Here is a 23,602-nt window from a genome sequence, read left to right on the forward strand (position 1 = left end):
ACCCTCGGACGGCTCGCCCGCGCTCCTCCGCCGGTACCGGTACCGACACCCAACATCACCGCTCTTCAGGCTGACCGGAATCAGGGCGACAGCGGTGGCAGGTAGTCGTGGTCGTAGGAAGACGGATCGCCAATCGGCTCCACGTGCACGAATGTCTGCGCTCCGGGCAGAGCACCGTCGATCTCGGCCGACAACTCGTTGGCGAGATCGTGGCCGCGCTTCACCGTCCAGTCGGCAGGCACGAGCAGGTGCACGTAGATGAACCGCTGACGTCCTGCCTCACGAGACCGCAGGGCGTGGAAGTCGACCGACCCTCGGGTGCGAAACTCGGTTAGCACCCGCTCGACCCGGTCCAGTTCGTCGGCGGGAATGGACAGGCCAAGCAGACCAGTCGCAGACCGCCGGAGCAGTCCGTAGCCGGTGTAGAGGATGTTGATGCCGACCAGGAGAGCCACGATCGGGTCGAGGACGTACCAATCGAATATCGCCACCAGTCCGATGCCAACAAGCACCCCGACCGAGGTGACCACGTCGGTCAGCAGGTGACGCCCATCGGCTTCGACGGCGATCGACCGCGACCGTCGCCCCGCTCGCACGAGGATGGCACCGACGATGAGGTTCACGACCGCGGCGATCGTCGACAGGCCGAGTCCGATGCCGGCCTGCTCGATGGGCACGGGATCGAACAAGCGAGGCACCGACGTCCACACGATCGCTGCTGCGGCGACGAAGATCAGGCCTCCCTCGACTGCCGCTGAGAGATACTCGGCCTTGCCGTGCCCGAAGTGGTGGGCGAGGTCAGGTGGTCTGGCAGCGAGGCGGACGGCCCACAGCCCCACCAGCGCGGCCACCAGGTTCACCATCGACTCCATGGCGTCAGAGAGGAAGCCCACCGAGCCGGTCAAGGCCGCTGCTGCAACCTTGAGCGCGATGGTGACCACCGCGGCGGCCACCGAGAGCAGCATCAGCCGGACGAGTGTTCTTTGCTGCGCGTCCGGGTCCACCGTTGGAGTTGTGCCGGGCATGGCGCCGAGCGTATCCACCGTCATCGGCCAGGGGTCCCGACGTCCCGGTACGCCACCAAGCGCAACCCCTCGGGGCGATCGGCCAGCACTAGGGTGACGCCATCCGGGCAACACCACCGCGATAAGGAGTCACCATGGATCTCTTCGACTGCCTCGCTGGCACCGCCCGATCCCTGACTGCCAGGCTGATCCAGCCCGCCTCCGCCCACTGCGACACCGAGGAAGGACCTGCGGTGCAGGATGCTCGGCGAGCGCTGGAGACCGGCAACGTGAACCATGCCCTGAAGTGGGTGCACGCCGACGGTGAGGACGAGGTGCGCTCCGCATTCGACGCCGCCCTGGCCGCCAGCGGCGAAAGAACTGCGCTGGCCGAGCGAGGGTTTCTGGAGACCCTCGTACGTGTCCACCGGGCGGGTGAGGGCGCCGGCTTCGACGGCATAAAGCCGACCGGCACCGAGCTACCGCCCGAAGTGGTGGCCGCCGATGCCGCTCTGGAGGCCGGGACGATCGAACCACTGCGCGGGCTCATTCCCGACGACCGCTGGACCGAGTTGGAGAAGCGCTTCGACGCGTGCCAGGGCAAGAAGTCGTTCGACGTCGACGATCTCGAGTCAGCCCGGGACTACGTCGCGGCCTATGTCCACTTCTACAAGTACGCCGAGGGCGAGGACGAGCACCACCACCAGGGCGGCCACGCGCACCACCACTGATGCCACACCAGCCTTTGTGGCTGACTCGCATCCAATCGGATTCGATGGCGCCGGGCCTGCGTGACGGGCAACTCGTGTGGACCATTCGGCCCCGCCGGGGGCATCGGCCCCGTCGCGGTGCGGTGGTCGCGGTCGACTCGCGAGAGCTCGAACGTCGCATCGTCAAGCGGATCGTCGGGTTGCCGGGGGAACACCTGCGGCTCGAGGGCGGCCAGGTGTGGGTCGACGGGCATCTCATAGCCGAGCCGCACGCCACCCCCTCGACCTATCGGGGAACCTTCGACGTGCCAGAAGCCCACTATTTCCTTCTCGGCGACAATCGCGACGCCTCCAGCGATTCACGCGTCTGGCGCAATCCGTACGTGGCACGGGCCGAGATCATCGGCCTCCTGCTCCGGCGACTCCCCCCGAACGGCCCGGAATAGCTGATTCGAGCACCCGGACGTTCGTCCAACCACGGAGGACGAGTCGGGAGAAGTCGTTGCGACACGACTCCCGCGGCTGGGCGACGTTCCGCCATGGACCTGGCACGAGGCGAATGGGCGCTCTTCAGGGCGCCGGTGGCGACGCGGCCGGTTCTGGTGGGTCTGCTGCAGGCAGGTGGACTGCGACTCGGAGTCCAGTGCCTGATGTATCTGTCATCTCGATCCTGCCGCCGGACCCGGCGACGAGGGCCCGAGCGATCGCCAGGCCGAGACCGGTGCCCGGCGTCGAGGCATCGCCACGCCAGAAGCGGTGGAGGGCCCGTTCCTTGTCGTCATCGCTGAGCCCCGGACCCTGGTCAGCAACGGTGAACACGTGCTCGGTGCTCCCCGAGATGAGCTCGAGCTGAACGACAGCGAGGTCGGGGCTGGCGTTCAGCGCGTTGTCCAACAGGTTGTCGAGCACTTGGTCGACGGCGCCCGGCACAGCACGAGCCAGAACCTCCACACCCGGCGTTCGCACATCGATCGTGATGTTGCGCTCGTCGGCCACGGCGGACCACATGTCGGCTCGGTCGGCGACAAGCTCGCGTAGGTCGACGACTTCGACCGGCGAGTGTTCGTCGGCTCGGGCGAGCTGGAGCAGGTCCGATACCAGTGTGGCGAGTCGGGCGCTCTCCTCGATCACGGAGTCCAACTCGGCAGCATCCTCGGCGGAGAGGCGGGTCTGGAGGTTCTCGAGTCGGAGCCGGAGGGCGGTGAGCGGGGTTCGCAGCTGGTGTGAAGCGTCGGCGACGAACGATCGCTGCTCGGCGATCAAGGCCTCCAGGCGAACGGCCATCGTGTCCATCGTGGCGGCAAGCTCCCGGATCTCCGGCGGGCCGAGCACCGGTCCGTCCTCGGCGGACAGGTCTCCGCCCGAGTACCTCGTGGCGGTCTCGCGGAGCTGGCGGATCGGCCGGGTGACCGAGCGTGCGAGCGCCCAGCCGACCAGCGCGACGACGGCTGTGATCACGACCGCCATCCCTGCCAACCCTGCCCAGAACCGGTAGATCCGGGCGTCGACCCTGCTTGCATCGAGGGTGATGCGCAAGGCACCGTGCACCACGCCGCTTGATGCGACGGGCACGGCCACATAGAGCAGCGAGGTGTCGAGGGTGTTGGATCGGCGGATGCCGGTGGCGTGCGCCCCCGTGAGCGCCGTGGCGATCTCCGGTCGAGTCGAGAAGTCTCGAGGTGGGGTCGCTCCGGTGTCGACCACGGAGATGCCAGCGGCATCGACGACCACCACCCGAGCGCCCGTGCGGTCGCGGTAGCGCTGGGCGGCGGTGGGGTCTGGGATCCGCCTGAGCTCGAGGTCGTCCTCGTAGATCGTGGCGATCACGGTCGCGTCGCGCTCGACGTCTGCGGTGAAGCGGTCACGTTCGCGCTGGGCGTAGAAGATGCCGAGCGGCACCTCCAGCAAGGCGAGCACCACGATCGTGATGGCCACGTAGCTCAGCAGGAGTCGCCGCGTCATGGGGCGTCGGGCACCTTCAGCCGGTACCCGACGGATCGAACGGTTTCGATCAGGTCAGCCTGGAGCTTCTTGCGGAGCGAGGCGATGTGCACGTCGAGGGTCTTGGTGGAGCCCCACCAGTGCTCGTCCCATACGTCGTGCATGAGCTGCTCACGGCTCCGAACCGCGCCAGGGTCTTCGCCGAGGCAGACGAGCAGGTCGAACTCCTTCGGCGACAGCGCAACGGATCGCCTCCGATGCGTGACCGTGCGGGTTCGACGGTCCACGATGAGATCCCCGACCTCGATCTTCGCCAGTGGCGAGGCCCTCAGAGGAGGCACGGCGCAGCACGGCACGGATGCGTGCCACGAGCTCTCGGAAACCGAAGGGCTTCACCACGTAGTCGTCTGCACCGAGGTCCAGCAGAGTGACCCGGTCGATCTCGGCACCCCGAGCGGTCACCACGATGATCGGAACCGCTCCCCGGGTGCGGAGCTCTTGACACACCACCCGGCCCTCCAGGTCGGGGAGGCCCAGATCGAGTAGGACCAGATCGACCGGCCCCGCAACGAGCGCTTCCGCCCCGGTCTGGGCATGGGTGACCTCGAAGCCCTCCCGGCGGAGCCCCTCCATCAGGGGCCCGGAAATGGTGGGGTCGTCCTCGACCAACAACAAGCGCACCGCGGCAGCCTGACACGCCGGCATCGTCGCCTACGGGGTTCCTGGCCTAACCCTTACCTTGTCCTGAAGAGCTGCTGGCACGGCCATTCGTACGGTCAGAACATGACCAGCTCCAAGAACCCAGACCGGCTCAGCGGCCGGACCAAGCTCATCACCGCTGCCTCGATCGTGGCCGTCGGCCTTGCCAGCACGTTCGCCATCGGCGCCAACCTCGGCATCCTTGCCAGCGCTGATGAGCAAGGTCGGCACCGTGGCCGCCGCCGGCGATCTGATTCCGGCTGCCACCCAGGTAGTTGACGTCTACCTCGACGAGCAGGGCAACCCACTCGCATCCGACCCGGCCGCCCCCGCCGGGTCCCAGCGCTTCACCGTCGACGCAGCCGGCACCGTCGACGTCTCGGCCAGTGGCGGAACGGTCCGCGTCGACCTCGTCACACCCGCCAGCGGTTGGACCGCTACCCGTGCGGTGACCACCAGCGACGGAGTGGCCGTCACGTTCACGAACGGCGCGAGGACGCTTGAGTTCATTGCCGCCGTCGGCCCAGATGGCGCTTTGGCCGGGGACGTCACCGAACCCTCCACCGCCGCAGCCACCCCCCAGGGCGACGATGACCACGAGTCCGACGACGACGAGTCGGAGGATCACGAGTCGGAGGATCACGAGTCGGAGGACCACGAGTACGAAGGCGGCGACTCCGATGACTGAACTCCCCACCGCCCCCCTCCAGGACGACGACGCCAGCGCAGCTGCCCGACAGGCCCGGGTGGCGAACCTCGGCAGAGGTCGCAGCACCACGAGCGGTCGCAGTACCAAGCGTCGGCATCCCGCACAGGGATCCCGCATCGCGGCAGCTGGGCTCGGAGCCACCACGATGCTCGGTCTCGTCGGGGTGTTGGGTCACAACGCCCGCCAGGCCTCGGCACCGGTCCCCGCCACAAATCCTGGCCTGGTCGCCCAGCCGCAGGTCGTCGTCGTGGTACACCGGGCCGGCACTCCCGGCTCGGTCGCCACCACCGTCGCTCCGTCCACCGGGGCGGCGACCAAGCTCACCGCACGTCCGACCGTCCGACCGGCCTCATCCCGGGCCCAGGCACCGGCAGCGTCGACCAGTGGCAGTAACTGAACACCGGGGCACGGTGATGGCCTGTCGGCTCCACATCATCGTCAACCAACCCGAAGCCGGTGTAGCGGTCGATCGAGCCATCGGTCTCCTCCATCGGCTCGAGTCACTCTGGAGCCGCTTCCTCCCCGACAGTGACATCACCCGGATCAACAACGATGCCGGCACCCCGGTGGCTGTCGCTCCCCAGACGATCGCCCTCGTCGAGATCATGCGAGAGGCCTGGGATCTGACCCAGGGCCGCTACGACCCCACGCTCCTGCCGATCCTCGTGGCCATCGGCTATGCCACCAGCAAGCTCGACCCCACGATGTCCACGGTCCTGCCATCAGGGCCTCACCGCATCGGACACGTTGATGAGATCGCCGTGGATCCTCACCGACTCACCGTCACCATCCCGACCGGCGTCGCCCTCGACCCGGGCGGCATCGGCAAGGGTCTCGCGGCCGACATGGCTGTGGCGCTCCTCCTGGAGTGCGGAGTTGACGGCGCTCTCGTCAGCATCGGTGGCGACCTGACGGTCGCCGGCACCGCCCCGGAACCCGATGGGTGGCGCATCAACATCGAGCGTGCAGACCCTGATCCGACGCCGCTGTGCCGTGCGATGATCGACCATGGCGGCGTCGCCACGTCGAGCACTCGCTCCCGCAGGTGGGAAAGCGATGGCCGACATCGCCACCACGCCATCGACCCGGCCACGGGTGCGCAGTCCGACACGGACCTCGCGACGGTGACGGTGTTCGCAGCGAACGGATGGCGGGCCGAGGCGTTCGCCACCGGTGCACTACTCGCTGGCAGCGAGGCAGTGATCGCCTACCTGGACAGCCACCGACTCAGCGGCTTCGCGATCACCAGCGACGGCCACATTCTCCGCACAGATGACCTTGCCGACCTCGAGCTCATCGATGCGGGAGCGCGATGAACGGTCAGTTCTGGTGGTACGTCGCTCGAGCTTCTGGCATCGTCGCGTGGCTCCTACTCACTGCTGTGGTCCTGTGGGGCATCGTCTTGTCGACCAAGGCGTTTCCCGAGCACCGCCGGCCCATCTGGCTCCTCGATCTCCACCGCTGGCTCGGCGGTCTCACCGTTGGCTTCGTCGCCATCCACCTCGTCGCCCTCGTGGCAGACAGCTACGTCACCTTCACCCTCGCCGACCTCGCCATCCCCTACGCGTCGGATTGGAAGCCCGGCGCGGTCGCCCTAGGCGTCATCGCCGCCTGGTCGCTGATCGTCGTCGAAGCCACGTCACTAGCGATGAAGCGCCTCCCCCGCAAGGTCTGGCATGCCATCCACCTCATCAGCTACCTGACGTTCTGGCTCACGACCCTGCACGCTGCATTCGCCGGCACCGACCGATCCACCCTTCTCTACCAGGCGACCGCCGCTCTTTCGGTCCTCGTCGTCACCTGGGCCGTCATCTACCGGCTCACCCACCAAAAGGCCGTTCGACACGTGCGGAGCAGGGCCAGGTCATGACGGGTCCTCGCAGTTGGTTCCGGCTTCCCCAACGCTTCGGCACCGCTGTGCCCTGGGTAGCCGATACCCTGGGGGTATGTGTAGACGAGTGGAATGCCGAACCTGTCAACGACCGACCTACGCCGGATGTGGCGCGCACATCGAGCAGGTGCTCGGCGATGTTGAGCCGAGCGCCCGCTGCCAGTGCGCCTCACGGCAGGAAGCACCCCGTAACGGTCCACGTTCTTGGCTCAAGTCGATCCGGCGCGGGTGATGCCGATGTGTCTAATGACGCGTCTGCTGCTCGTCGGGTTCGGCGGGGACCCTCGCGTGTCCGCGTTGACCGGCCCGGCGCTCACCGGACGGGTCGCTGCGGTGGCGAGCGTCGTCGTGGTGGCGACGGTGCAGCGCCTTCGCGGCACAGTCGACGTGTGCGCGATCAAGGCGCTCACAGAGGACACCGCGAGACGTCGCGTGTCTCCGTGATGTCATCGAAGCCGCTCACGTCCAGAGATCGAACCAGCCTCGACGATCGCATCGACGTGGCGGCGCACACCGACCTCGGCTCTGCCCTGGAACGCCGCGGCCGGGGGTGGCTGCTGTGGTCGTTCCTGTTGTGTCCGTGCCACCTCCCGCTCAGTCTGGCGGCGATCACGGCGGTGTTGGCGGGGACTTCGGCCGGAATCGTGCTGCGCGACCACATCTGGGTCGCCGGCGCGCTGATCACTGCCGCATGGGTGGTGGGCACCGGCTACGGCTTCCGGCTCATCCGCCAGGCCAAACGCGCTGGCGGCGCCTGCCCCACCCGGAGGCCGAAGCGCCGCCATCGGGGCTCGTCGGCGTAAGCAGCCGCGGAATGTTCTCACCTCGCAGGGACCGGCGACCCCGAGGCGCTGCGCTTCTCTTCCTGCCGCAGGACGGACAGGCGAAGACGCCGGCCCTCACGCCCCCGCCAAAGCCTCAAGCGCGATCTCGATGCGGTGTTTCGCATCGTCGGCGACCTCGGCGAGCTCGGGCACTCCCGAGGTGGCCATCATCGTCGGGTCCAGTGCTTCGATCACCGTGCGGCCGTTTTCGGTGCGCACGACAACGTTGCAAGGAAGCAGCGTCGCGACGCTCGGATCCGCTACCAAGGCGCGGTGGGCGAGCTGGGGGTTGCAGGCACCGATGATGACCTGTGGATCGATGTCGCCAGAAGCGCCCGGACGGTCAATAGTCAGCCAGCCAGACGGCGTAGCGGCGCTGGTCGGCGGCCAAGTCGAGGGCGCGTCCGGCGGCAACGTGATCGACGCTATCGCGCTGTCGACTCGGAGACGGTTGGGTTGGGCCGTCCACATCAGCTCGCTGTTGGCGTACCGGTGGTTCCATGCCTCAGCGTCCATGGCCGGCTACCGCGTGACCACAAGAGTGCCGTGCTCCGACGCCTCGTCCCACTCGTCGTGGATCGCGACCACTTCCCGGCCGGCACGGGCAACCAACGACGCGGCGATCGAGGCCCGGAACCCCGACGCGCAGTGCACCCACACCGGCCCGTCGGTCGGAACTTCGTCCATGCGGTCCTCGAGCTGGTCGAGCGGTACATGCAGCGCACCGTCGAAGTGCCCGGCGTGCCATTCGTCGTGTCGGCGCACGTCGAGCACACTCAGGCCGCCATGGTTCAGCTCGACGGCGAGGTCGGCGAAGGTGGCGCTCCGGTACGAGCGCAGGTCGCCGCCCGCTGCCCAGGTCTCGAGACCGCCGGCGGCAGCGCCGGCTGGGCGGTCGATGCCGATGCGCGCCAACTGGCGTTGGGCATCGGCGACCTCCTCGGCGGTGTCGCCGACCAGCGTCACCGGGGTGCCCCAACGGATCGTCCATCCGAGGTAGGTGACGAAGCTGTCGCCGATCTCGACGTTGATCGTCCCGGCGAGGTGCGACTGGGCGAACGCCCTGCGATCCCGCAGGTCGACCACCCACTCTCCCGCATGGATGCGGCGACGCAGCTCGACGGGGTCGACCGGTGCCGGTGGTGACAGATCGATCGGTGCCGGGCCCTGCCGGTTCTTGGCCGCCATGTGCGCGTAGTAGCGCGGGTAGGCGGTGAGGCCCGACAGGAGCGTCTCCACGAAGTCCTCCTCGTCGCCGGTGGTGAGGGCGATGTTCGTGCGCTGCTCTTGGGCGATGGTGCTGGAATCGGACCCGCTGGACGATGCCGCAGAGCAGAAGCTGCCGAAACCGTGTGTCGGGTGCACGCTCACCTCGCCCGGCAGCTCGGCGGCGAGCCGGCGCGCCGACCGGTACTGGGCCCGGGTCAGAGCGTCGGTGGCGTCGTCGCTGATGAGGTCGGTCCTGCCGACCGTGCCGTAGAGCAGCGATCCACCGGTGAACACCGCCACCGGCTTACCGCCATCGACCACGACGTATGACATGTGATGCGGTGTGTGCCCGGGCGTGTGCACCGCCCGCAACACGACGCTGTCGCCGACCGGGTACTCGTCGCCGTCGGCGGCGCCGACGTGGTCGAAGTCGACTTCGTCGCCGCCGGGCAGCACATAGGTGACACCGGTGCGGCCGGCCAGCTCGAACCCGCCGGTCACATAGTCGTTGTGCAGATGCGTCTCGAGGACGATGATCAGCTCGAGCTCTCGGTCCTCCAGCTCGGCGAGCACGCGGTCAATGTCGCGCTGGGGGTCCACGACGGCGGCCTTGGTGCCGTCGATGACCAGGTAGCTGCGATCACCGAGCGACTTCGTCTCGATGGTGAGGATCTCCATGACAAGTCTCCTTGATCGGTCAACGGTCCAACGAAGCACAGGAGGCGGAACCGATTCGGTTGGAATAGCTGCCCGAACGCAGTGGCTCAAGCCAGCCTTGTGAACATCTTCTGCACGTCGGCCAGCTCGTAGCCCTCTGCAGCTGAGCGCTCGGCATCCTCCAGGCACCAGGTCAGTCCGGCAGCCACGATCACGAAGCCGGCTTGCTCGAGCGCCTTGTTAGCCGCCGACAGCTGCGTCACCACCTCACGACAATCACGCCCTCGGCCAGCATCTGCTGCAACCCCGCGGCTGACCCTCGATCCGCCGCAAGCGGCGGGTCACATCGATAACGGTGTCCTCCGGTAGTTCCATGAGCGACAGCCTTTCAGATACCCCCGGGGTATAAGCGCGGCCGCCAGGCTCAGGCCCGGGCGAGGCGAGGCGAGGGCATCTCCCTGCTCTCTTGCACGGGCAAACAGCAGGACCGGCACGGGTTCGAGCCCTACCCTCCAGGCTGATCCGCGCCGTGCGCGGTCGGGCCGTCGGCGGCATCGGATGGCCGGTGCTCGTGTCCTCGGTGGCGTTGGACCATGACGGCGACGCACACCCCTGCGGCAACGATCCCGAGCGACAACGCTGCGGCCGGGCCCAGCGCGACACCCGCCACCGAGGTCAGGACCACGATCAACACCATCGGGCCGGCGCAACAGATCGCCAGCGCGACGAGCAGCCCTCGGTCCGATCCCGTATGTGCTTCGTGGCGGTTCACCGGTTCGTTCCTTCCACGCGTTGGTCTGGCGCTTCGGCCGTCTCGCTTGCGTCGGTGGCCAGCGCCTCGGGTCGCAGTTCGACACGACGCAGGAGCTGCGCGTTGGCGGCAACAACGATGGTGGAGATGCTCATCAAGATGGCGGCCAGCGCCGGGGGCATGGTGATGCCGGCCCACTGAAGCGCTCCGGCGGCGATGGGGATGGCCAAGATGTTGTAGCCAGCGGCCCACCACAGGTTCTGGAGGCTCTTGCGGTACGCGGCCTTGGACAGCCGGATGATGCCGACCACCGCACGCGGATCGGAGCTGGCGAGGATCAGACCGGCCGACTCGATGGCGACGTCAGTGCCCGCTCCGATGGCGATGCCGACATCGGCGCGGGCCAGGGCGGGGGCGTCGTTGACGCCGTCGCCGACCATCGCCACCTTGAGCCCACGGCCCTGTAGCTCGGTGACCTTGGCGTCCTTGTCCTCGGGGAGGACCTCTGCCATCACCTCGTCGACACCGAGGTCGCGTCCGACCGCGTCGGCCACCTGTTGGGCGTCGCCGGTGATGAGCACCACCTGGCGTCCCATGGCTTGGATCCCGTCGACCGCGGCACGTGCTTCGGGGCGGATCTCGTCCTCGACGGCGATGCCTCCGAGGATCGCATCGGCTCGAGCCAGGTACAGCACCGACGAACCGCGGTCCTTCCAACCTTGGGACCATTCGGTGAGCGCGGCGGGTTCGGTGAGCGACAGTTCGCGCACCATGTTCGGTCCGCCGACCGAATAGATGTCGCCGTCGACGCTGGCCTCCACGCCGCGGCCGGTGACCGACCGGAACCCGGTGGCCTTCGGGACGTCCCCGCGTTCGGTCGCGGCCGCAACGATGGCCCGAGCGAGCGGGTGCTCGCTGTCGGACTCCACCGCGGCCGCGAGGCGCAGTACCTCGTCGTCGGTGATCCCGGCACCGGCGGCGCCGACGACAGTGTGGGCGCCCTTGGTGAGGGTGCCGGTCTTGTCGAACAGGAACGCATCGACCGTCCGGCTCTGCTCCAGGGCGAGGCGGTCCTTGACCAAGATCCCGTTGCGGGCCGCCAACGCCGACGAAATCGACGTGGTCAACGGGATCGCCAAACCCAGGGCATGCGGACACGAGATGATCAGCACCGTCACCACCCGGGTCACCGCCTCGTCACCGTCACCGAGCAGCGACCACACCACCGCGGTGATGACCGCAGCCCCGACCGCGACATAGAACAACAACGCCGCAGCCCGATCCGCGAGCACCTGGGTGCGCGACTGGGACTCCTGCGCCTCGGCCACCAAACGCTGGATCCCAGCGAGGGTGGTCTCCTCGCCGACCGCGTCGACGCGAACCCGGATTGCGGAATCGGTCGACACCGTGCCAGCAACCACCCGGTCACCGACCTCCTTGGCCACCGGCTTGGACTCGCCGGTGATCATCGACTCGTCCAGCTCGGCCGAGCCGTCGATGATCTCGCCATCAGCGGGGACGCGGGCACCAGACCTGACCAGCACCACATCGCTGGCCTGCAGCGCGTCGATCGCTACGGGTTCCACCGATCCGTCGTCGAGGACGCGCTCGGCCTCATCGGGCAACAGCTCAGCCAGCGCGGCCACTGCGTCTTGGGCTTGGCCGAGGGCCTTCATCTCCTGCCAGTGACCCAGCAACATGATGGTCACCAGCAACGCCAGTTCCCACCAGAAGTCCAGGTCGAAGGCGTCGAGAGACGTTGCCATCGACGCCAGGTAGGCGACGGTGATGGCCATGGCGATGAGCAGCATCATCCCGGGCTGACGGTCCTTGAGCTCCTGCCGCCCACCCTGGAGGAACGGCCACCCGGCCCAGAAGAAGATCACCGACCCCGACACCGGGCCGATCCACTCGATGCCGTAGAAGTCCAGCTCGTAGCCGAACCAGTCCATGACCATGTGACTGGTGGCCACCACCGGGACCGTCAGCAGCAGACTCCACCAGAACCGGCGCCGGAACTGCTCGGTGTGGTGCCCGGCGTGCTTGCCTCCATGCGCGTGGCCGCCATGGGAGCCATGGTCCTGGTACGCGGAGTGATGCTGGTGGGCCTCGTGGTCGTGCCCCCCGTGGCCGTCGTGCGAATGGTCGGGGGTGGTCATGAAGCCTCCACGATCAAGGTGCCGGCCATTCCGGCTTCACGGTGCCCGGCGATGGTGCAGTAGTAGGTGTACTCCCCCGGCTCGTCGGCTCGCAGGCCCCCCTCGGCGGTCTCACCACGCTCAGCCGCGACGTGCACGTCGAGACCATCGACGGTGAAGTCGTGGAGGATGTCCTCAGAGCTCAACACGATGGCCACGTCCTCTCCGGCGGTGACCTCGATCTCGTCGGGGTCGAACGCGAACGACGTCGCGTTCACCTCGATCCGTCGCGCCCCCTCGACAGCGGGACTCGACTCACCGTGGTCGTCGTGGCTCTCGCCATCGGCGACAGGAGGGTTCGAAGACGTTGCGTTCTCACCGTCTCCACAGGCAGAGAGAATGGTGAGGGCAAACACGGACAGCACAACAACAACAAGTGATCGGCGCATGACGCGCTCCTTTCAATCAGGATCGATGAGGCGACGAGCGAAGCGCGCGCGTCGTCAGAACAGGTGAAGGAAGGGCGGCATCAACAGCGCATGACCGATAGTCGGATCCAGACCGGACCAGGCGGTTTGAACACGTCGACCGTGCGTCTGACGCGGTCGAGCCCCGAAGTGAGCAGCGGGGTCGATCTGGCGGCACCGAGAACGTGACGGATCAGCGACCACGACGCGAACACCGTGATGACCGCAACGCATGCAGCCATCACCGCTCCGGCCATGCAACCCTCGCAGTGAGAGCCCTCGCCATCGTGATGGTCCAGCCCGTGGCCACCGTTGCCATCGACCGCACTCATCTCGCCGGTCGCTACCGGCTGCATCTGACTGCCATGGGTGTCGAGACCGTGCATCAACAACAGCCCACCCGCGACGATCACGGTCAAGGCCGTGATCGAGACGATGCGGTACCGACGCCAGATCATCTCGACGCACCGTATCGAGACGAGCCCGTGTGCGAAAGGGCGCCGAGCGGTCTCCACGTCGAGCTTCGCACCTTGATCAGCACGCTCGCTAGCATACCCCCCATGGGTATCCGACGCACGTGGTTGCCCCCGAGGAGACGACGGCTGACGCGTCCGAAGCAGCGGGCCGCTTCCGGACCTCCGGCCCGACCACCGGGGTCGTGTCCCGGTCACGGCCCACAATTCGCCGGGCGCTTCTACGGCTGCTACCGACTCCGCTACCGAGCACCCAACGAAGCGGAGGACCAGGGAAATGGCATACGTCACGGAGAAGCGAGGCGTTCACTACGCGGTGATCTACGAGGGCCGCAATCCCGTCACCGGGCGTGAACGGCGGCGCTGGCACCGATGCGAAGACCGCACGGACGCCGAGCGCGTTGCCCGGACGCTCACCGCCCAGCATGAGCGCCGCCACCGTTCCGGGTCCTCGATTACGCTCGGCGACTACCTCCTGGGACAGTGGCTGCCCGCCCGAGAGGTCACCGTCGCGCGGTCGACGCACGCTCGCGACTGCAAGGCCGTGGAGCACTACCTGGTGCCGCACCTCGGCGACACCCCATTGCGGCGACTGCGGGCCGACCACATCCGCTCGCTCTACCAGCGGCTTCTCATCGCCGGCAGCCGACGAGGCGGGCCTCTCGCTGCGAAGACCATCGCCAACCTCCACCAGCTCCTGCGCTCTGCGCTGCGCGACGCCGTTGACCGTGGCCTGCTCGCGGTGAGCCCTATTGCAGGCGTGCAACCGCCTGACCCGCGTAGCCATCCTTCGGCCGCTCGACGGGCGAGGTCTTGGACAGCAGCCGAGCTCGGTGCGTTCATCGACGCGACCGCTCAGAGCCAGCATTCGATGCTGTTCCGCCTCACCGCGGCAACCGGCATGCGGCGCGGCGAGGTCCTCGGGCTGCGCTGGGACGACATCCACTTCGACACTGGCCGAATCGAGATCACCCAAGCCCTCATCGCTATCGGATACCAGCTCGAGTTCACCCGGCTGAAGACCCGCACCAGCCGCCGCAACGTCGCCCTCGACGCCGAGACCCTCGCCCTGCTCGCCGACTGGCGCCGCCACCAAGCCGCCGATCTCGCTGCCTCCGGTGGTATCAACGACCATGGGCTCGTGTTCACACGAACCGACGGCAAACCGCTACACCCCCACACCGTGTCCCAAGCGTTCGAGCGTGCCCAGCGCCACCTCGACGTGTCGCCGATCCGTTTCCACGACCTGCGCCACACCCACGCCAGCTTGTTGCTGCGAGACCGAGTGCCGATCAAGGTCGTCTCCGAACGGCTCGGCCACGCGAACCCCGCGTTCACCATGACGACCTACCAGCACGTAATCCCCGGAATGCAAGAGGACGCTGCCGCTGCTTTCGGTCAACTTCTCTCAGCCAATTTTACCACTAGCAGCGAATCGGGCATCGCCGCATAGGCGGTAGGCGTCGGTAGACACCCGGTAGCGGGCCCAAAACGGCGCAAGACCCCCGAAGCCTCGGAGGCCCTGCGATCACTACGTTTCGGTGGTGGCGGGGGCAGGATTTGAACCTGCGACCTTCGGGTTATGAGCGATCAGATCAAGATTCCGACCCGTACCATTGCGTGCCGGATTGTGGCGTTGACCTGGGGTTCTTCGCCTCGACCTTGCGCCATCGTACCATCCGGTGACCCGCCGTTGCCGCTGGTTCGGTAGAAGGCCCGGTAGAAGCCGCGGGCCAGATTTCATGCCCACCGCACGGTCGCCGCCATGCGGTCCGGAGCGCCAGCACGTGCGCCGAGACCGACACAGAGGTCCGACTCTCACTGATCTTCGAGTCGGTGCAGGGCTCCCGATCACCTACCAGCGGATCGAACACGTGATCGCCGAACGTACGATCGACTACCATGACTGTCACAGGGGTTGCGCATGATCTATTCGTGAACCATCTGGCAGGCACCCGTCAGTGAGCAAGAGCAATCGCAAGACACACGGTCGCACGGCCCGCGTCGAGCGGGCTGGCGTGCTCCACTGCGCCCGCGTCGTCAACGAGATGAAGCACGTGTGGCGCGAGCGCCCAATCTCCGACGTGGGAATCGACGGGGATATCGAGATCGTCGAGCCGGCCACGGAGACGCCAACGGGTCGCTTCCTCTTGGTCCAGGTCAAGGCGCGGAGCGCGGTCGATCAGGACGCATCGGGGAACCTCAAGTTCCGGTGCACGGCCGCGGACCTGGAGTATTGGCTGAACGTGGGCGTGCCTGTGCTCCTCGTGGTCGTCGATGTCGAGGCTTCACAGGCGTGGTTCAAGAACGTCCACGAGTGGTTCAACGGCGACATCGCTCGCCGACGGAGCCGGAACGTCGTGTTCCATCCGACCGAGGACCGCTTCGATGCCTCTGCCGCGGACCGCCTGGTCGGTTGGGCCGTAGCGGAGAGCGGTCTCTACATGGGGCCTGCCCCGCAACCGGAGACGCTCTTCTCGAACCTGCTCGCGGTGGAGCATCGGTCCGACAGCGTCTTCGTCGCGCCCACCAAGGTCCGACGCTGGCGAGACGCGAATGACCGGTTGCGGGAGGCAGGTCTACCCCCGGTCCACGACATCGCGTGGCGCGATGGCCTGCTGTGGTCCTTCCGTCCGTTGGATCGGCCGCCGCTCATACACCTCGTCGAGGGGGCCATGGACCGACTTGCGACCGACGAGCTCGAGACATCGCATGCCGACGACGACCCGCGGCTACTCGTGCGACTGCTGGGTGGAACCCTCAAGGAACTACACCGAAGCGACCTGCGAGAGGACGAACGACACCGGTACCTGTACTTCCGTGCAACCCAGGACCTCGCCGCCCGGCGAGTAAAGGTGGGGCAACGCGGCGGAAAGGGGCGTGAGGTGTTCGGACCGCGGCTCGACCAGGAAACCGGCACCCGGCCCGTCTACTACCGGCACTCCGCCGTCGAGCACCAGTTCCTCCTGCTCGAGGAGGGATGGTTCCTTGCTCTCAACCCCACCTATCACTACACGCGCGATGGCCAACGCCCCTCCCGCTTTGCGGCCGACTACCTCAAGGGGATCAAGAAGCTGGAGGGTCACGAGGCAGTCAGGAGCTCCGTTCGATTCTGGGCGGACTACTTCAGAGGCGACGTCAACCTCTTCGCTGAGCCGGATCAACGCCTTCGATTCGGGCTCCTCGCGAACGTCGATGTCGATCACGGAATCGACGATCGATCGTGGGGCAGGCTGCCACAGGAGGGGCCCGAGACGGCGGAGCCTCAGGCGGGTTCGCTCTTGGCGCTGCACGAGGAGGCGAGCTGATGCGCGGCATAGTCCTGGAGGAGCCTGAACTCGAGTTCGGCGCTGGCGGCAAGCACGTCGATCCGCGCTTCGGCATTCGGCTGCATGGGCCGCTGGATGCCGGCACCCAGCGCGCTCCCGAGCGGATCCGAGTGGGGTTCGTCGGCCCGGACGCTGACCTCAGTGGTGCCCGCGGGTGGCTGCAACGCGCCCGTGAGCCCATCGCCGCCAAGGAGGCCAAGACGTGGTGGCAGGCGAACTTGTTCCCCGAGTTTCCTGGGTTCAACCAGGACCAGGCGTTTCGCTCGATGCTCGTGTTCGAGGAGCGAACCCAGCGCCCCATCTCTACGAAGGTTCTCCGCCGCCTGCGCGGCCTGACCCCGGCTGCGGCGGTCCAGGCAGCCGTCGAGGCATACCTTGCGGAGATCGAGTGGCTCGCGCTCAACGAGCGGTGCGACGTCATCGTCTGCACGCGCCCCGAGGTGCTGGATGAGACGGCGGTGAGCCCGGAGGAAGTGGATGAGGACGAACAGGTCGCGGACACTCCGCCGCCGCTGCTCCCTGACTTCCACGACCAGTTGAAGGCTGCCGCCCTCCGGTTCGGGCAACCGCTGCAGGTCATGCGACCGCGCACATGGGGCGAGAAGGCCAAGCCCCCTCCTGGTGTCAAGCGACGAGCTGTGCAGGATGAGGCCACGCGGGCGTGGAACCTCCACACGGCGCTCTACTACAAGGCGGGCGGCGCTCCCTGGCGGCTCGTTCGTTCGTACGCCGACACGACGACCTGCTACCTCGGCATCTCGTTCTACCGCTCGGCAAATCAGCAGAGCGTCCACACCTCCGTCGCCCAGCTGTTCAACGAGAAGGGCGAAGGGATGGTCGTGAGCGGCGGCCCTGCCGCTGTTCTGAAGGACGACCGTGCCCCCCACTTGTCCGAGGCCGACTCGCACGACCTGGTCACCAGAGCCCTGGACGCCTACAGAAGCGAGCACTTGACCTTTCCGGCTCGCCTCGTCGTCCACAAGAGTTCGCGCTTCACCGCTGAGGAACGAGCCGGCATCGAGGGAGCAGCCGAGGACGCGAGAGTCGACCTCGTCGAGCTCGTCTGGGTCTCACGACAACACCCGATCCGTCTCTTCCGGCACGGCGAGCGGCCGCCCCTCCGCGGAACGATGCTCAGCCTCTCGAGGGACCGGCTGCTCCTGTACACGAAGGGCAGCATCAGCTTCTACGGGACCTACCCAGGGATGTACATCCCGACCCCGCTCCTGCTCCGCCCCGTCGAGGGAACCGTCGACCCCCGCCGGCTCGCCGCAGAGACGCTTTCCCTCACCAAGCTCAACTGGAACCAGAGCCAGCTCGATGGGCATCTCCCGATCACCCTCCAAGCCTCGGCGAAGGTCCGAGCCATCCTGCGTCATCTTCCAGTCGAAGGCGCGACCGCACGCCAGTACGCCCACTACATGTAGCGGTACCGCCGGCAGCGAGCGATCGTCTTCGCATGCGTTCGAGCCACCCGCACGCTCAGGCGGACCATCGGGCGCCTACCCGAAAGCACTGGGAACGCTGAGCAGGTTCCCACGCAGCCTCCTCACTGCAGAAGGTAAGCCGCGGCTGGTTGTCGACGTGGAAATTGGACCCCGAACGGCAGTCGGCAGCCTACGACCGCCGGGCTGGACACCTGCTACACAGCATCGCTGACGGTTATTGACTCGTCGACAAGCTCCTCGGGCTCGAACTGGGCGGAGTCCTCCTCGGCGTAACCCTGGTCGATGTCTCGCTGCACCGACTTGCCGATAGCCGCCTCGACGAGCTGGCACAGCGCCTCCCGTCGCTTCGTGAAGTAGCCGTCGAAGTCGTCGGAGCGCAGCGACTCCGCCGGCACGAGGTGGCTGCCGAGGAGCCCGTCGAGCTTGTCCGTCTCGATCTGGGCACGTTGCTCGATGACCTTGAGGTAGGACGACGGTGCGGCCCCGCCGATCGTCCGGTTGGTCCTCGCACTGATGGTCGTCTTGTTGACGATGCTCTCTCGGTGTTCGTCGTCGATGCCGTTGTCGTTGCACCACTTCTGGGGGAACACGTGGTGGATGTCGACCTGGAGGTCGACGTACTGGACCATGTCGAGCGCCTTGTCCTCCATCCAGTCTCGGGCGCCGGCACCGAGGATCAGCGCGGCGATCCCCTTGTACGCCGCGGCGTTCCGCGTGCGCAGTGAGTGGAGTCGGGACTCGGTGAAGTTGGCGTCCTGCACCGTCCTGGGCGTGGCCTTCGCGTCGTCCACCGCCCAGTCGGGGACCATCTCGATGTCGCGGGCGAAGCGGGTCTCGATGGCCGAGCCGTAGAGCTCGCCGAGGACGCCCGACCAGAACCAGCGCACGAGACGGTCGCTGACGCCGATCAGGTCTGCCTGGTTGCCGAGCACGACCTTGATCGCTGCGAGCGGCACGAGCTGCTTCGGGTAGGGCACGTCCCGCCGGGCGAAGATGTGGCGGTCGGCGAGGAACGTGGACGCCCAGATGAACGCCTCCCGAAGTGGGTCGCGCCATTCGAGGTAGTCGTCGAGGGTGAGCCGGAGGACGTCCTCTCGCTTGGCAGAGATCGCCGGAGGGCGTTCGCTGGTGTCGGCGAGGTGACGCTTGCGGGTCGTGAGCATCGTCACGGCTTGCAGGAAGTCGGTGTTCTCAACGGCGGCCAGGACGGGATACGCGCTCCACTTGAGCTGGGTCTCCTTCCAGTCGTCGTTGAGCCGGAAGTCCTCGCCGGTCTCGGCGAAGTAGCCAGCGTCGCCAGCAAAGACAGCGGTGAGAAGCTCGAAGACATTGAGCGGGAGGCCACCGATGTTGACCTTCTCGAACACCGTGGCGACCGCCGCCTTGTCCGTGTCCTCGTCGAGCACGATCGCCGGGATGTCGTAGGTGGTGGCCGGCTTGATGAACCGCTCGTGGAACGCCTTGCCGAGCTCTCGGTCCTCGAGGTCGAGGATCCAGCTCATGAAGTCCCCGTAGAGCAGGTGCAGGGGGAAGTATCCCTGGACCCGCTGTCGATCGTGATCGCTGAGGTCGAGCACGACGTCCTTGCCGAAGTTCGACCGCACGACCCCGTCGGATGGGATCGAGATGAGTGCCTCATCGACACGGTGGCTGTCGGCGAGCGCTGTCTCCATGTGGATGAGGTAGCGCCGGTCGAGCAGCTTGCCTCGTGCGTCCTTCGTGCTGACGCTGCCGTCGCCGCTGAGCGCCTGCGTCAGCGAAGTCAACCGCTGCTGGCCATCGAGGAGCAGGAACTTCGCCTCGGTTCCGGACGGGAGGTCGACGCTCTCGATGGCTCGAGGCTTGAACCTGACCTGCGCGTTCCCGGTCTTGAGGAGCATCACTGCGCCGAGTGGGTGGCCCCGAAGCACGGTCACGAGGAGTTGGCGGATCCGCTCGTCCTCCCACTTGTATCCCCGCTGGAAGTCGGGCAACTGGATCTCGCCATTGCGCGTCCAGGCCAGGTATTCGCCCAGCTCGTACATGGGGGTCAGGAATCCCACGCCTCGTTCCTTCCTTCAATGCTCATCGCTGTGTAGCCGAGTGACGGCGATCGGTCGAGAGGATCGGACCGCAGCGTCGTGGCAGTCGATCACGAAGATTCGATCGGGCCCGGCCCGGAAGATCGCAAGTTGGCCGAACTGTCGACCGAGTTCGACGGCTGCAGCCGTGTCGATGCCCCGGACAGCGACGCTCTCCTCCGCTGGCCACCTGCCGTCCAAACCCTGGCCCGCAGCGGGAACGACGACCCGCCCGGCGGCGATCAAGGCCTCGACCAGTTCGTCGTGGCGGCGCTGGTTCTCCTCGTCAGACAGCTGGACCGACTCAGGGTTGTGGGCGGTGATCACGTGCCAGGTTTCGTCGAGCGTTCCATCGCCGCCGTCGGTGGGCGTGACCACGATCGAGCCCTCTGGGAGGTGGATCGTGACTCGCGTGTCGGCGTAGGCGGCCCAGATGTCGTCGATGGTCATGGCGACACCTTCTTGAGATGCCCAGCGACGATGAGTCCGCACAGGTGGCTCTCCAGCCTTCCGGGGAGCGGCTCGCCCACGACGAGGATGCCGAGCTCCATGCTCCGCTCGAATGCCGCCGCGCTGAGGTTGGCGCTTGACACGAAGGCGGCGTGGCGGTCGGCCACGGCCGCCTTGAAGTGCATCGCTGCGTACTTGTCGGGGCGCTGTTCATCGGGCCAGGCGTAGAGGTGGATCTGGTCCAGGATCTCGGCGAAGGCGCCGGCGGCACCGGCTCCACCGAGGTTCTGGGCGTTGGCCGAGGTGGTCTCGAGGATGATGGTGATGTCGACACCTCGGTCTGCGGCCGACCTGAGTTCGTTGAGCAGATCGGCGTGCGGCGAGGCCGAGAACGACGAGAGGACGAGCGTGCGCGTCGCCTGGCGGCAGACATCGCGAAGCGCCTCGATGGTCGGACGCATCACGACGTCCGTCGACGGGCCCGACCACACGAGCTCGACGGTCTGGGTGCTGCGAACGGTTCGGACCGACCGAGCAGCGGATCGGAGCGCCAGCGCGAGCGCCTCCCCTGATGTGTGCGGTGCTGCGGTTTGCCACGACTTCGACAGCTCCAGTGCCTGGCTTCGAGTGTGGGGCTGCGGTACTGCGGCCGACACCAGCGCGTCCGCGGCAGGCCCGGGCGCGGCGACGTTCTCGATGGCATCGGCGATGGCCTCGACCGCCGCCGGGGGCGCGCCGATGACCAGCGCAGCGACCACGTCCGCTAGGTCCACGGGTAGGCGATCCCGGTCGTCGAGAGGGTGTCGGTGATCACCGCCCGGTCGAGGTACTTGTTCCCTCGTTCGCACGAGGTCTCTGGGACGAACAGGCAGGTGGCACAGGCGGCGCCGTGAAGCTTGTCGTCGTGGTCGCCGGGGGTGTGGTCAGCACAGTGGGGGTCGGCGGTGCAGAGCCGGGCCCGGGCGATCGCTTGGTCGAGGAGGCGCTCGAGTTCCGCAGGATCGGACAGCGCGACGAGCCCGCCGAGAGTGCCTTCACTGTCGGGCGCTGCGGTGTAGAGCAGGATGCCGGCCATTGCGCCGGCCGGGTGGTTCGGGCCTCGGGAGTAGATCCGCTCTCGGATCGAAGCGGCGTTGTAGCCACACTCGACGGAGATCTCGTTGATCAGCACATGTGCGATGGAGTGGAGCAGCAGGTAGCGGGGTGGCGGCATGCCAAGTGCGGGGTCGAGACCGCGGTTCGCGCGCCATGCCTTGTGGGCGGTCTGAAGGTGGGAGTACCGCCCGGAGGAGACGTAGGTGCTCTCCCAGCCGACGACGGTCGCTTCGGGAAGCTGGAAGAAGATGCCCTCGCCGCGGTTCTCGGTCGCCGGGAGCCACTCGGGCCGGTCGTTGGCACAGATCCGGGCTCGGTGGGCGATGACGTGGCCCTGTGGGTCGTCGTCGTCCGCGGCGGCGATCCGGGTAAATCCGTAGAGGGCGGCGACTTCGCGGAGTCGGTCGACGGCGACGACACCGGCGAGCGACGGGGCGTACTTCGGTGGGGTCGGCTGGATGGTGGCGTGGAAGTCCGGCGTCGACGGGGGGTTCGGGTCGGTGAGGATCTGCCACTCCGGCAGGAGGAGGTCGTCGGGGTCCCCGTCGGGGCCATTGCGCTTCTTCTCGATGGACTTCCACACGTCGTCGGGGTCGTAGGCCCGAAGCGGTGCGAGGTCCTGGGTGTTGAGCATGGGCCCGAGGATGATCTTGTCGGTGATGGGCTCGAGCAGGTGCCAGAGGTCGACGACGAGCTGATCGAGGTCGGATCCGCCGGCGGGCAGGGAAAGTGCCGACATCTGGCAGGCGAACCACGCGTTCGACGCGCCGACCAGCTGGGCGACGAGCTGCTGGTCGCAGCCCTTCGGGTCGAAGCTGTGCAGGTGCGGGTGTCGCCCACGGCAGCCGGGCATGATCGCCGCGGCGCGCTGCGTGAACGCTTGGCGGACGACGAAGTCCTGGCCGCACTCCCGGCAGCGTGCCTTCTGCTCGGTGGCACGGGCGCCGCCGGGAAGGTCGTGGAGCTCGAGGTGGATCTCGTCGGGCTTGGTGCACGGCCGATCGAGGTGGACGAGCTCCAACCACGGGAAGTCGTCGAGGTGGCCCTTGGCGCAGGCAGCGACAACGCGCACCGGCTGGGCGAGGTGCTTCTTGCCGCCGCACTGGTGGAAGAAGCGGGACTTGTGGGTGCGCACCGGGTCGACGTCGGGCTCGAACACGCCTTGGTCGATGCGGGCGAGGACCTTGCACTTGGTGCAGCGCATCCACCGTGGGAACGGGTAGGCGGGGACGCCGATCCAGGCCCAGTCGTCCCAATAGTTGGCCGTCTCCTGCTCCCGGGGTGCGTGGTAGAGCGCGCCGAGCTGCGGGCCGCACACGGTTCGTAGGGCTTCGACGAGTCGTGGTTCGGGAACCTGGGCCTGGAAGCGCCGGTCCCATCGGTCGATGCCCGAGACGATGACGGAGAAGTTGGGGAGCTCGACGAGCGATCCGACGCCGTAGGTGTGGATGAGCTGTGACGGACGAACCGCACCCACGCGGCGTGGCTCGCGTCGCCCGCCGGTCGCGGGCGGGGCGGCGGTGGTCGGAGGTGTGGTGCTCATGCCGTCTCCGATCCGGTGTCGGTGTCGAGGCCGAAGTCCTCGTCTTCGAGCCCTTCGGTGTCCTCGGGCATGTCCTCGACATCGGCGGCTTCGACAGTCTCGTCTTCGTCGTCGGGTGACGTCGGTGGCGGGGCCGGCGGGAAGTCGGGTTCGGCTCCTCGCCAGCCGGCCGACGGACGGTGGGACTCGATGATCAGGTTCACG

Annotated in this window: 25 protein-coding genes and 1 pseudogene; 11 read left to right on the top strand and 15 right to left on the bottom strand. The window is 67.4% G+C overall.

Going from position 1 to position 23,602, the window contains the following annotated elements:
* Positions 1-80: 80 nt before the first annotated feature.
* Positions 81-965 carry a cation transporter gene (locus tag IPG97_09875; GenBank protein MBK6856830.1) on the bottom strand — a complete coding sequence of 295 codons (885 nt, stop codon included), beginning with the start codon at positions 963-965 and terminating at the stop codon, positions 81-83.
* Positions 966-1,159: 194 nt separating this feature from the next.
* On the opposite strand from IPG97_09875, the gene IPG97_09880 reads away from it, so the two are divergent.
* Together IPG97_09880 and lepB are read left to right on the top strand one after the other, a co-directional pair.
* Positions 1,160-1,735, top strand: coding sequence for a hypothetical protein (locus tag IPG97_09880; protein ID MBK6856831.1), 576 nt, complete (start codon positions 1,160-1,162; stop codon positions 1,733-1,735).
* Between the two features lie 44 nt (positions 1,736-1,779).
* The gene (gene lepB, locus IPG97_09885; GenBank protein MBK6856832.1) at positions 1,780-2,160 is read left to right on the top strand and encodes a signal peptidase I; all 381 of its coding nucleotides are present in this window, start codon (positions 1,780-1,782) and stop codon (positions 2,158-2,160) included.
* 124 nt (positions 2,161-2,284) lie between these two features.
* Here lepB and IPG97_09890 read toward each other — a convergent pair whose 3' ends face one another.
* Together IPG97_09890 and IPG97_09895 are read right to left on the bottom strand one after the other, a co-directional pair.
* Positions 2,285-3,676, bottom strand: coding sequence for a HAMP domain-containing protein (locus IPG97_09890; GenBank protein ID MBK6856833.1), 1,392 nt, complete (start codon positions 3,674-3,676; stop codon positions 2,285-2,287).
* A pseudogene (locus tag IPG97_09895) lies at positions 3,673-4,336 on the bottom strand (response regulator transcription factor). The gene IPG97_09890 and the pseudogene IPG97_09895 overlap by 4 nt, the downstream one beginning before the upstream one ends.
* 232 nt (positions 4,337-4,568) lie before the next feature.
* On the opposite strand from IPG97_09895, the gene IPG97_09900 reads away from it, so the two are divergent.
* The 6 genes from IPG97_09900 to IPG97_09925 all read left to right on the top strand — a co-directional run bounded on the left by IPG97_09900 (position 4,569) and on the right by IPG97_09925 (position 7,757).
* Positions 4,569-5,042, top strand: a complete 474-nt coding sequence (locus IPG97_09900) for a hypothetical protein (protein MBK6856834.1) — start codon at positions 4,569-4,571, stop codon at positions 5,040-5,042.
* A complete protein-coding gene (locus tag IPG97_09905) occupies positions 5,035-5,460 on the top strand; it encodes a hypothetical protein (protein MBK6856835.1) in 426 nt (141 codons plus the stop codon). The genes IPG97_09900 and IPG97_09905 overlap by 8 nt, the downstream gene beginning before the upstream one ends.
* Positions 5,447-6,379, top strand: a complete 933-nt coding sequence (locus IPG97_09910; protein MBK6856836.1) for an FAD:protein FMN transferase — start codon at positions 5,447-5,449, stop codon at positions 6,377-6,379. The genes IPG97_09905 and IPG97_09910 overlap by 14 nt, the downstream gene beginning before the upstream one ends.
* The gene (locus IPG97_09915; protein ID MBK6856837.1) at positions 6,376-6,933 is read left to right on the top strand and encodes a ferric reductase-like transmembrane domain-containing protein; all 558 of its coding nucleotides are present in this window, start codon (positions 6,376-6,378) and stop codon (positions 6,931-6,933) included. Before IPG97_09910 ends, IPG97_09915 begins: the two co-directional genes overlap by 4 nt.
* A 309-nt stretch (positions 6,934-7,242) precedes the next feature.
* Positions 7,243-7,398, top strand: coding sequence for a hypothetical protein (locus IPG97_09920; GenBank protein ID MBK6856838.1), 156 nt, complete (start codon positions 7,243-7,245; stop codon positions 7,396-7,398).
* On the top strand, positions 7,395-7,757 hold the full coding sequence (locus tag IPG97_09925; GenBank protein MBK6856839.1) for a hypothetical protein: 363 nt from the start codon (positions 7,395-7,397) through the stop codon (positions 7,755-7,757). The genes IPG97_09920 and IPG97_09925 overlap by 4 nt, the downstream gene beginning before the upstream one ends.
* A 96-nt stretch (positions 7,758-7,853) precedes the next feature.
* On the opposite strand, the gene IPG97_09930 is transcribed toward IPG97_09925, so the two are convergent.
* From IPG97_09930 to IPG97_09960, 7 genes are all read right to left on the bottom strand, one after another.
* Positions 7,854-8,192: a DUF302 domain-containing protein gene (locus tag IPG97_09930; GenBank protein ID MBK6856840.1), complete on the bottom strand. Its 339-nt coding sequence runs from the start codon at positions 8,190-8,192 to the stop codon at positions 7,854-7,856.
* A gap of 108 nt (positions 8,193-8,300) precedes the next feature.
* On the bottom strand, positions 8,301-9,665 hold the full coding sequence (locus tag IPG97_09935) for an MBL fold metallo-hydrolase (protein MBK6856841.1): 1,365 nt from the start codon (positions 9,663-9,665) through the stop codon (positions 8,301-8,303).
* An 86-nt stretch (positions 9,666-9,751) separates the two neighbouring features.
* Positions 9,752-9,910, bottom strand: a complete 159-nt coding sequence (locus IPG97_09940; GenBank protein ID MBK6856842.1) for a metal-sensing transcriptional repressor — start codon at positions 9,908-9,910, stop codon at positions 9,752-9,754.
* Positions 9,911-10,149: 239 nt separating this feature from the next.
* Positions 10,150-10,416, bottom strand: a complete 267-nt coding sequence (locus IPG97_09945; protein MBK6856843.1) for a hypothetical protein — start codon at positions 10,414-10,416, stop codon at positions 10,150-10,152.
* Positions 10,413-12,554, bottom strand: coding sequence for a copper-translocating P-type ATPase (locus IPG97_09950; protein MBK6856844.1), 2,142 nt, complete (start codon positions 12,552-12,554; stop codon positions 10,413-10,415). The genes IPG97_09945 and IPG97_09950 overlap by 4 nt, the downstream gene beginning before the upstream one ends.
* On the bottom strand, positions 12,551-12,982 hold the full coding sequence (locus IPG97_09955; protein ID MBK6856845.1) for a cupredoxin domain-containing protein: 432 nt from the start codon (positions 12,980-12,982) through the stop codon (positions 12,551-12,553). Before IPG97_09955 ends, IPG97_09950 begins: the two co-directional genes overlap by 4 nt.
* An 80-nt stretch (positions 12,983-13,062) precedes the next feature.
* A complete protein-coding gene (locus IPG97_09960; GenBank protein ID MBK6856846.1) occupies positions 13,063-13,458 on the bottom strand; it encodes a hypothetical protein in 396 nt (131 codons plus the stop codon).
* Between the two features lie 292 nt (positions 13,459-13,750).
* On the opposite strand from IPG97_09960, the gene IPG97_09965 reads away from it, so the two are divergent.
* The 3 genes from IPG97_09965 (at position 13,751) to IPG97_09975 (ending at position 18,229) form a co-directional block, all read left to right on the top strand.
* Entirely contained in the window at positions 13,751-14,926 is a 1,176-nt protein-coding gene (locus tag IPG97_09965) for a site-specific integrase (protein ID MBK6856847.1), read from the top strand.
* 508 nt (positions 14,927-15,434) lie between these two features.
* Positions 15,435-16,781, top strand: a complete 1,347-nt coding sequence (locus IPG97_09970) for a DUF4365 domain-containing protein (protein MBK6856848.1) — start codon at positions 15,435-15,437, stop codon at positions 16,779-16,781.
* Entirely contained in the window at positions 16,781-18,229 is a 1,449-nt protein-coding gene (locus IPG97_09975) for a hypothetical protein (GenBank protein MBK6856849.1), read from the top strand. Before IPG97_09970 ends, IPG97_09975 begins: the two co-directional genes overlap by 1 nt.
* Before the next feature lie 215 nt (positions 18,230-18,444).
* Here IPG97_09975 and IPG97_09980 read toward each other — a convergent pair whose 3' ends face one another.
* From IPG97_09980 to IPG97_10000, 5 genes are read right to left on the bottom strand one after another with little or no spacing between them, the layout of a single operon-like run.
* Complete coding sequence (locus tag IPG97_09980; protein ID MBK6856850.1) at positions 18,445-20,292, bottom strand: DUF262 domain-containing protein; 1,848 nt, start codon at positions 20,290-20,292, stop codon at positions 18,445-18,447.
* 15 nt (positions 20,293-20,307) lie between these two features.
* Complete coding sequence (locus IPG97_09985) at positions 20,308-20,760, bottom strand: DUF3293 domain-containing protein (GenBank protein MBK6856851.1); 453 nt, start codon at positions 20,758-20,760, stop codon at positions 20,308-20,310.
* Positions 20,757-21,533, bottom strand: a complete 777-nt coding sequence (locus IPG97_09990) for a hypothetical protein (protein ID MBK6856852.1) — start codon at positions 21,531-21,533, stop codon at positions 20,757-20,759. Before IPG97_09990 ends, IPG97_09985 begins: the two co-directional genes overlap by 4 nt.
* Entirely contained in the window at positions 21,524-23,398 is a 1,875-nt protein-coding gene (locus tag IPG97_09995) for a DUF1998 domain-containing protein (protein MBK6856853.1), read from the bottom strand. The genes IPG97_09990 and IPG97_09995 overlap by 10 nt, the downstream gene beginning before the upstream one ends.
* Complete coding sequence (locus tag IPG97_10000) at positions 23,395-23,601, bottom strand: hypothetical protein (GenBank protein ID MBK6856854.1); 207 nt, start codon at positions 23,599-23,601, stop codon at positions 23,395-23,397. Before IPG97_10000 ends, IPG97_09995 begins: the two co-directional genes overlap by 4 nt.
* Between the last annotated feature and the right edge of the window lies 1 nt (position 23,602).

Source organism: Microthrixaceae bacterium (assembly GCA_016702505.1).
GTDB lineage: Bacteria > Actinomycetota > Acidimicrobiia > Acidimicrobiales > Iamiaceae > Aquihabitans.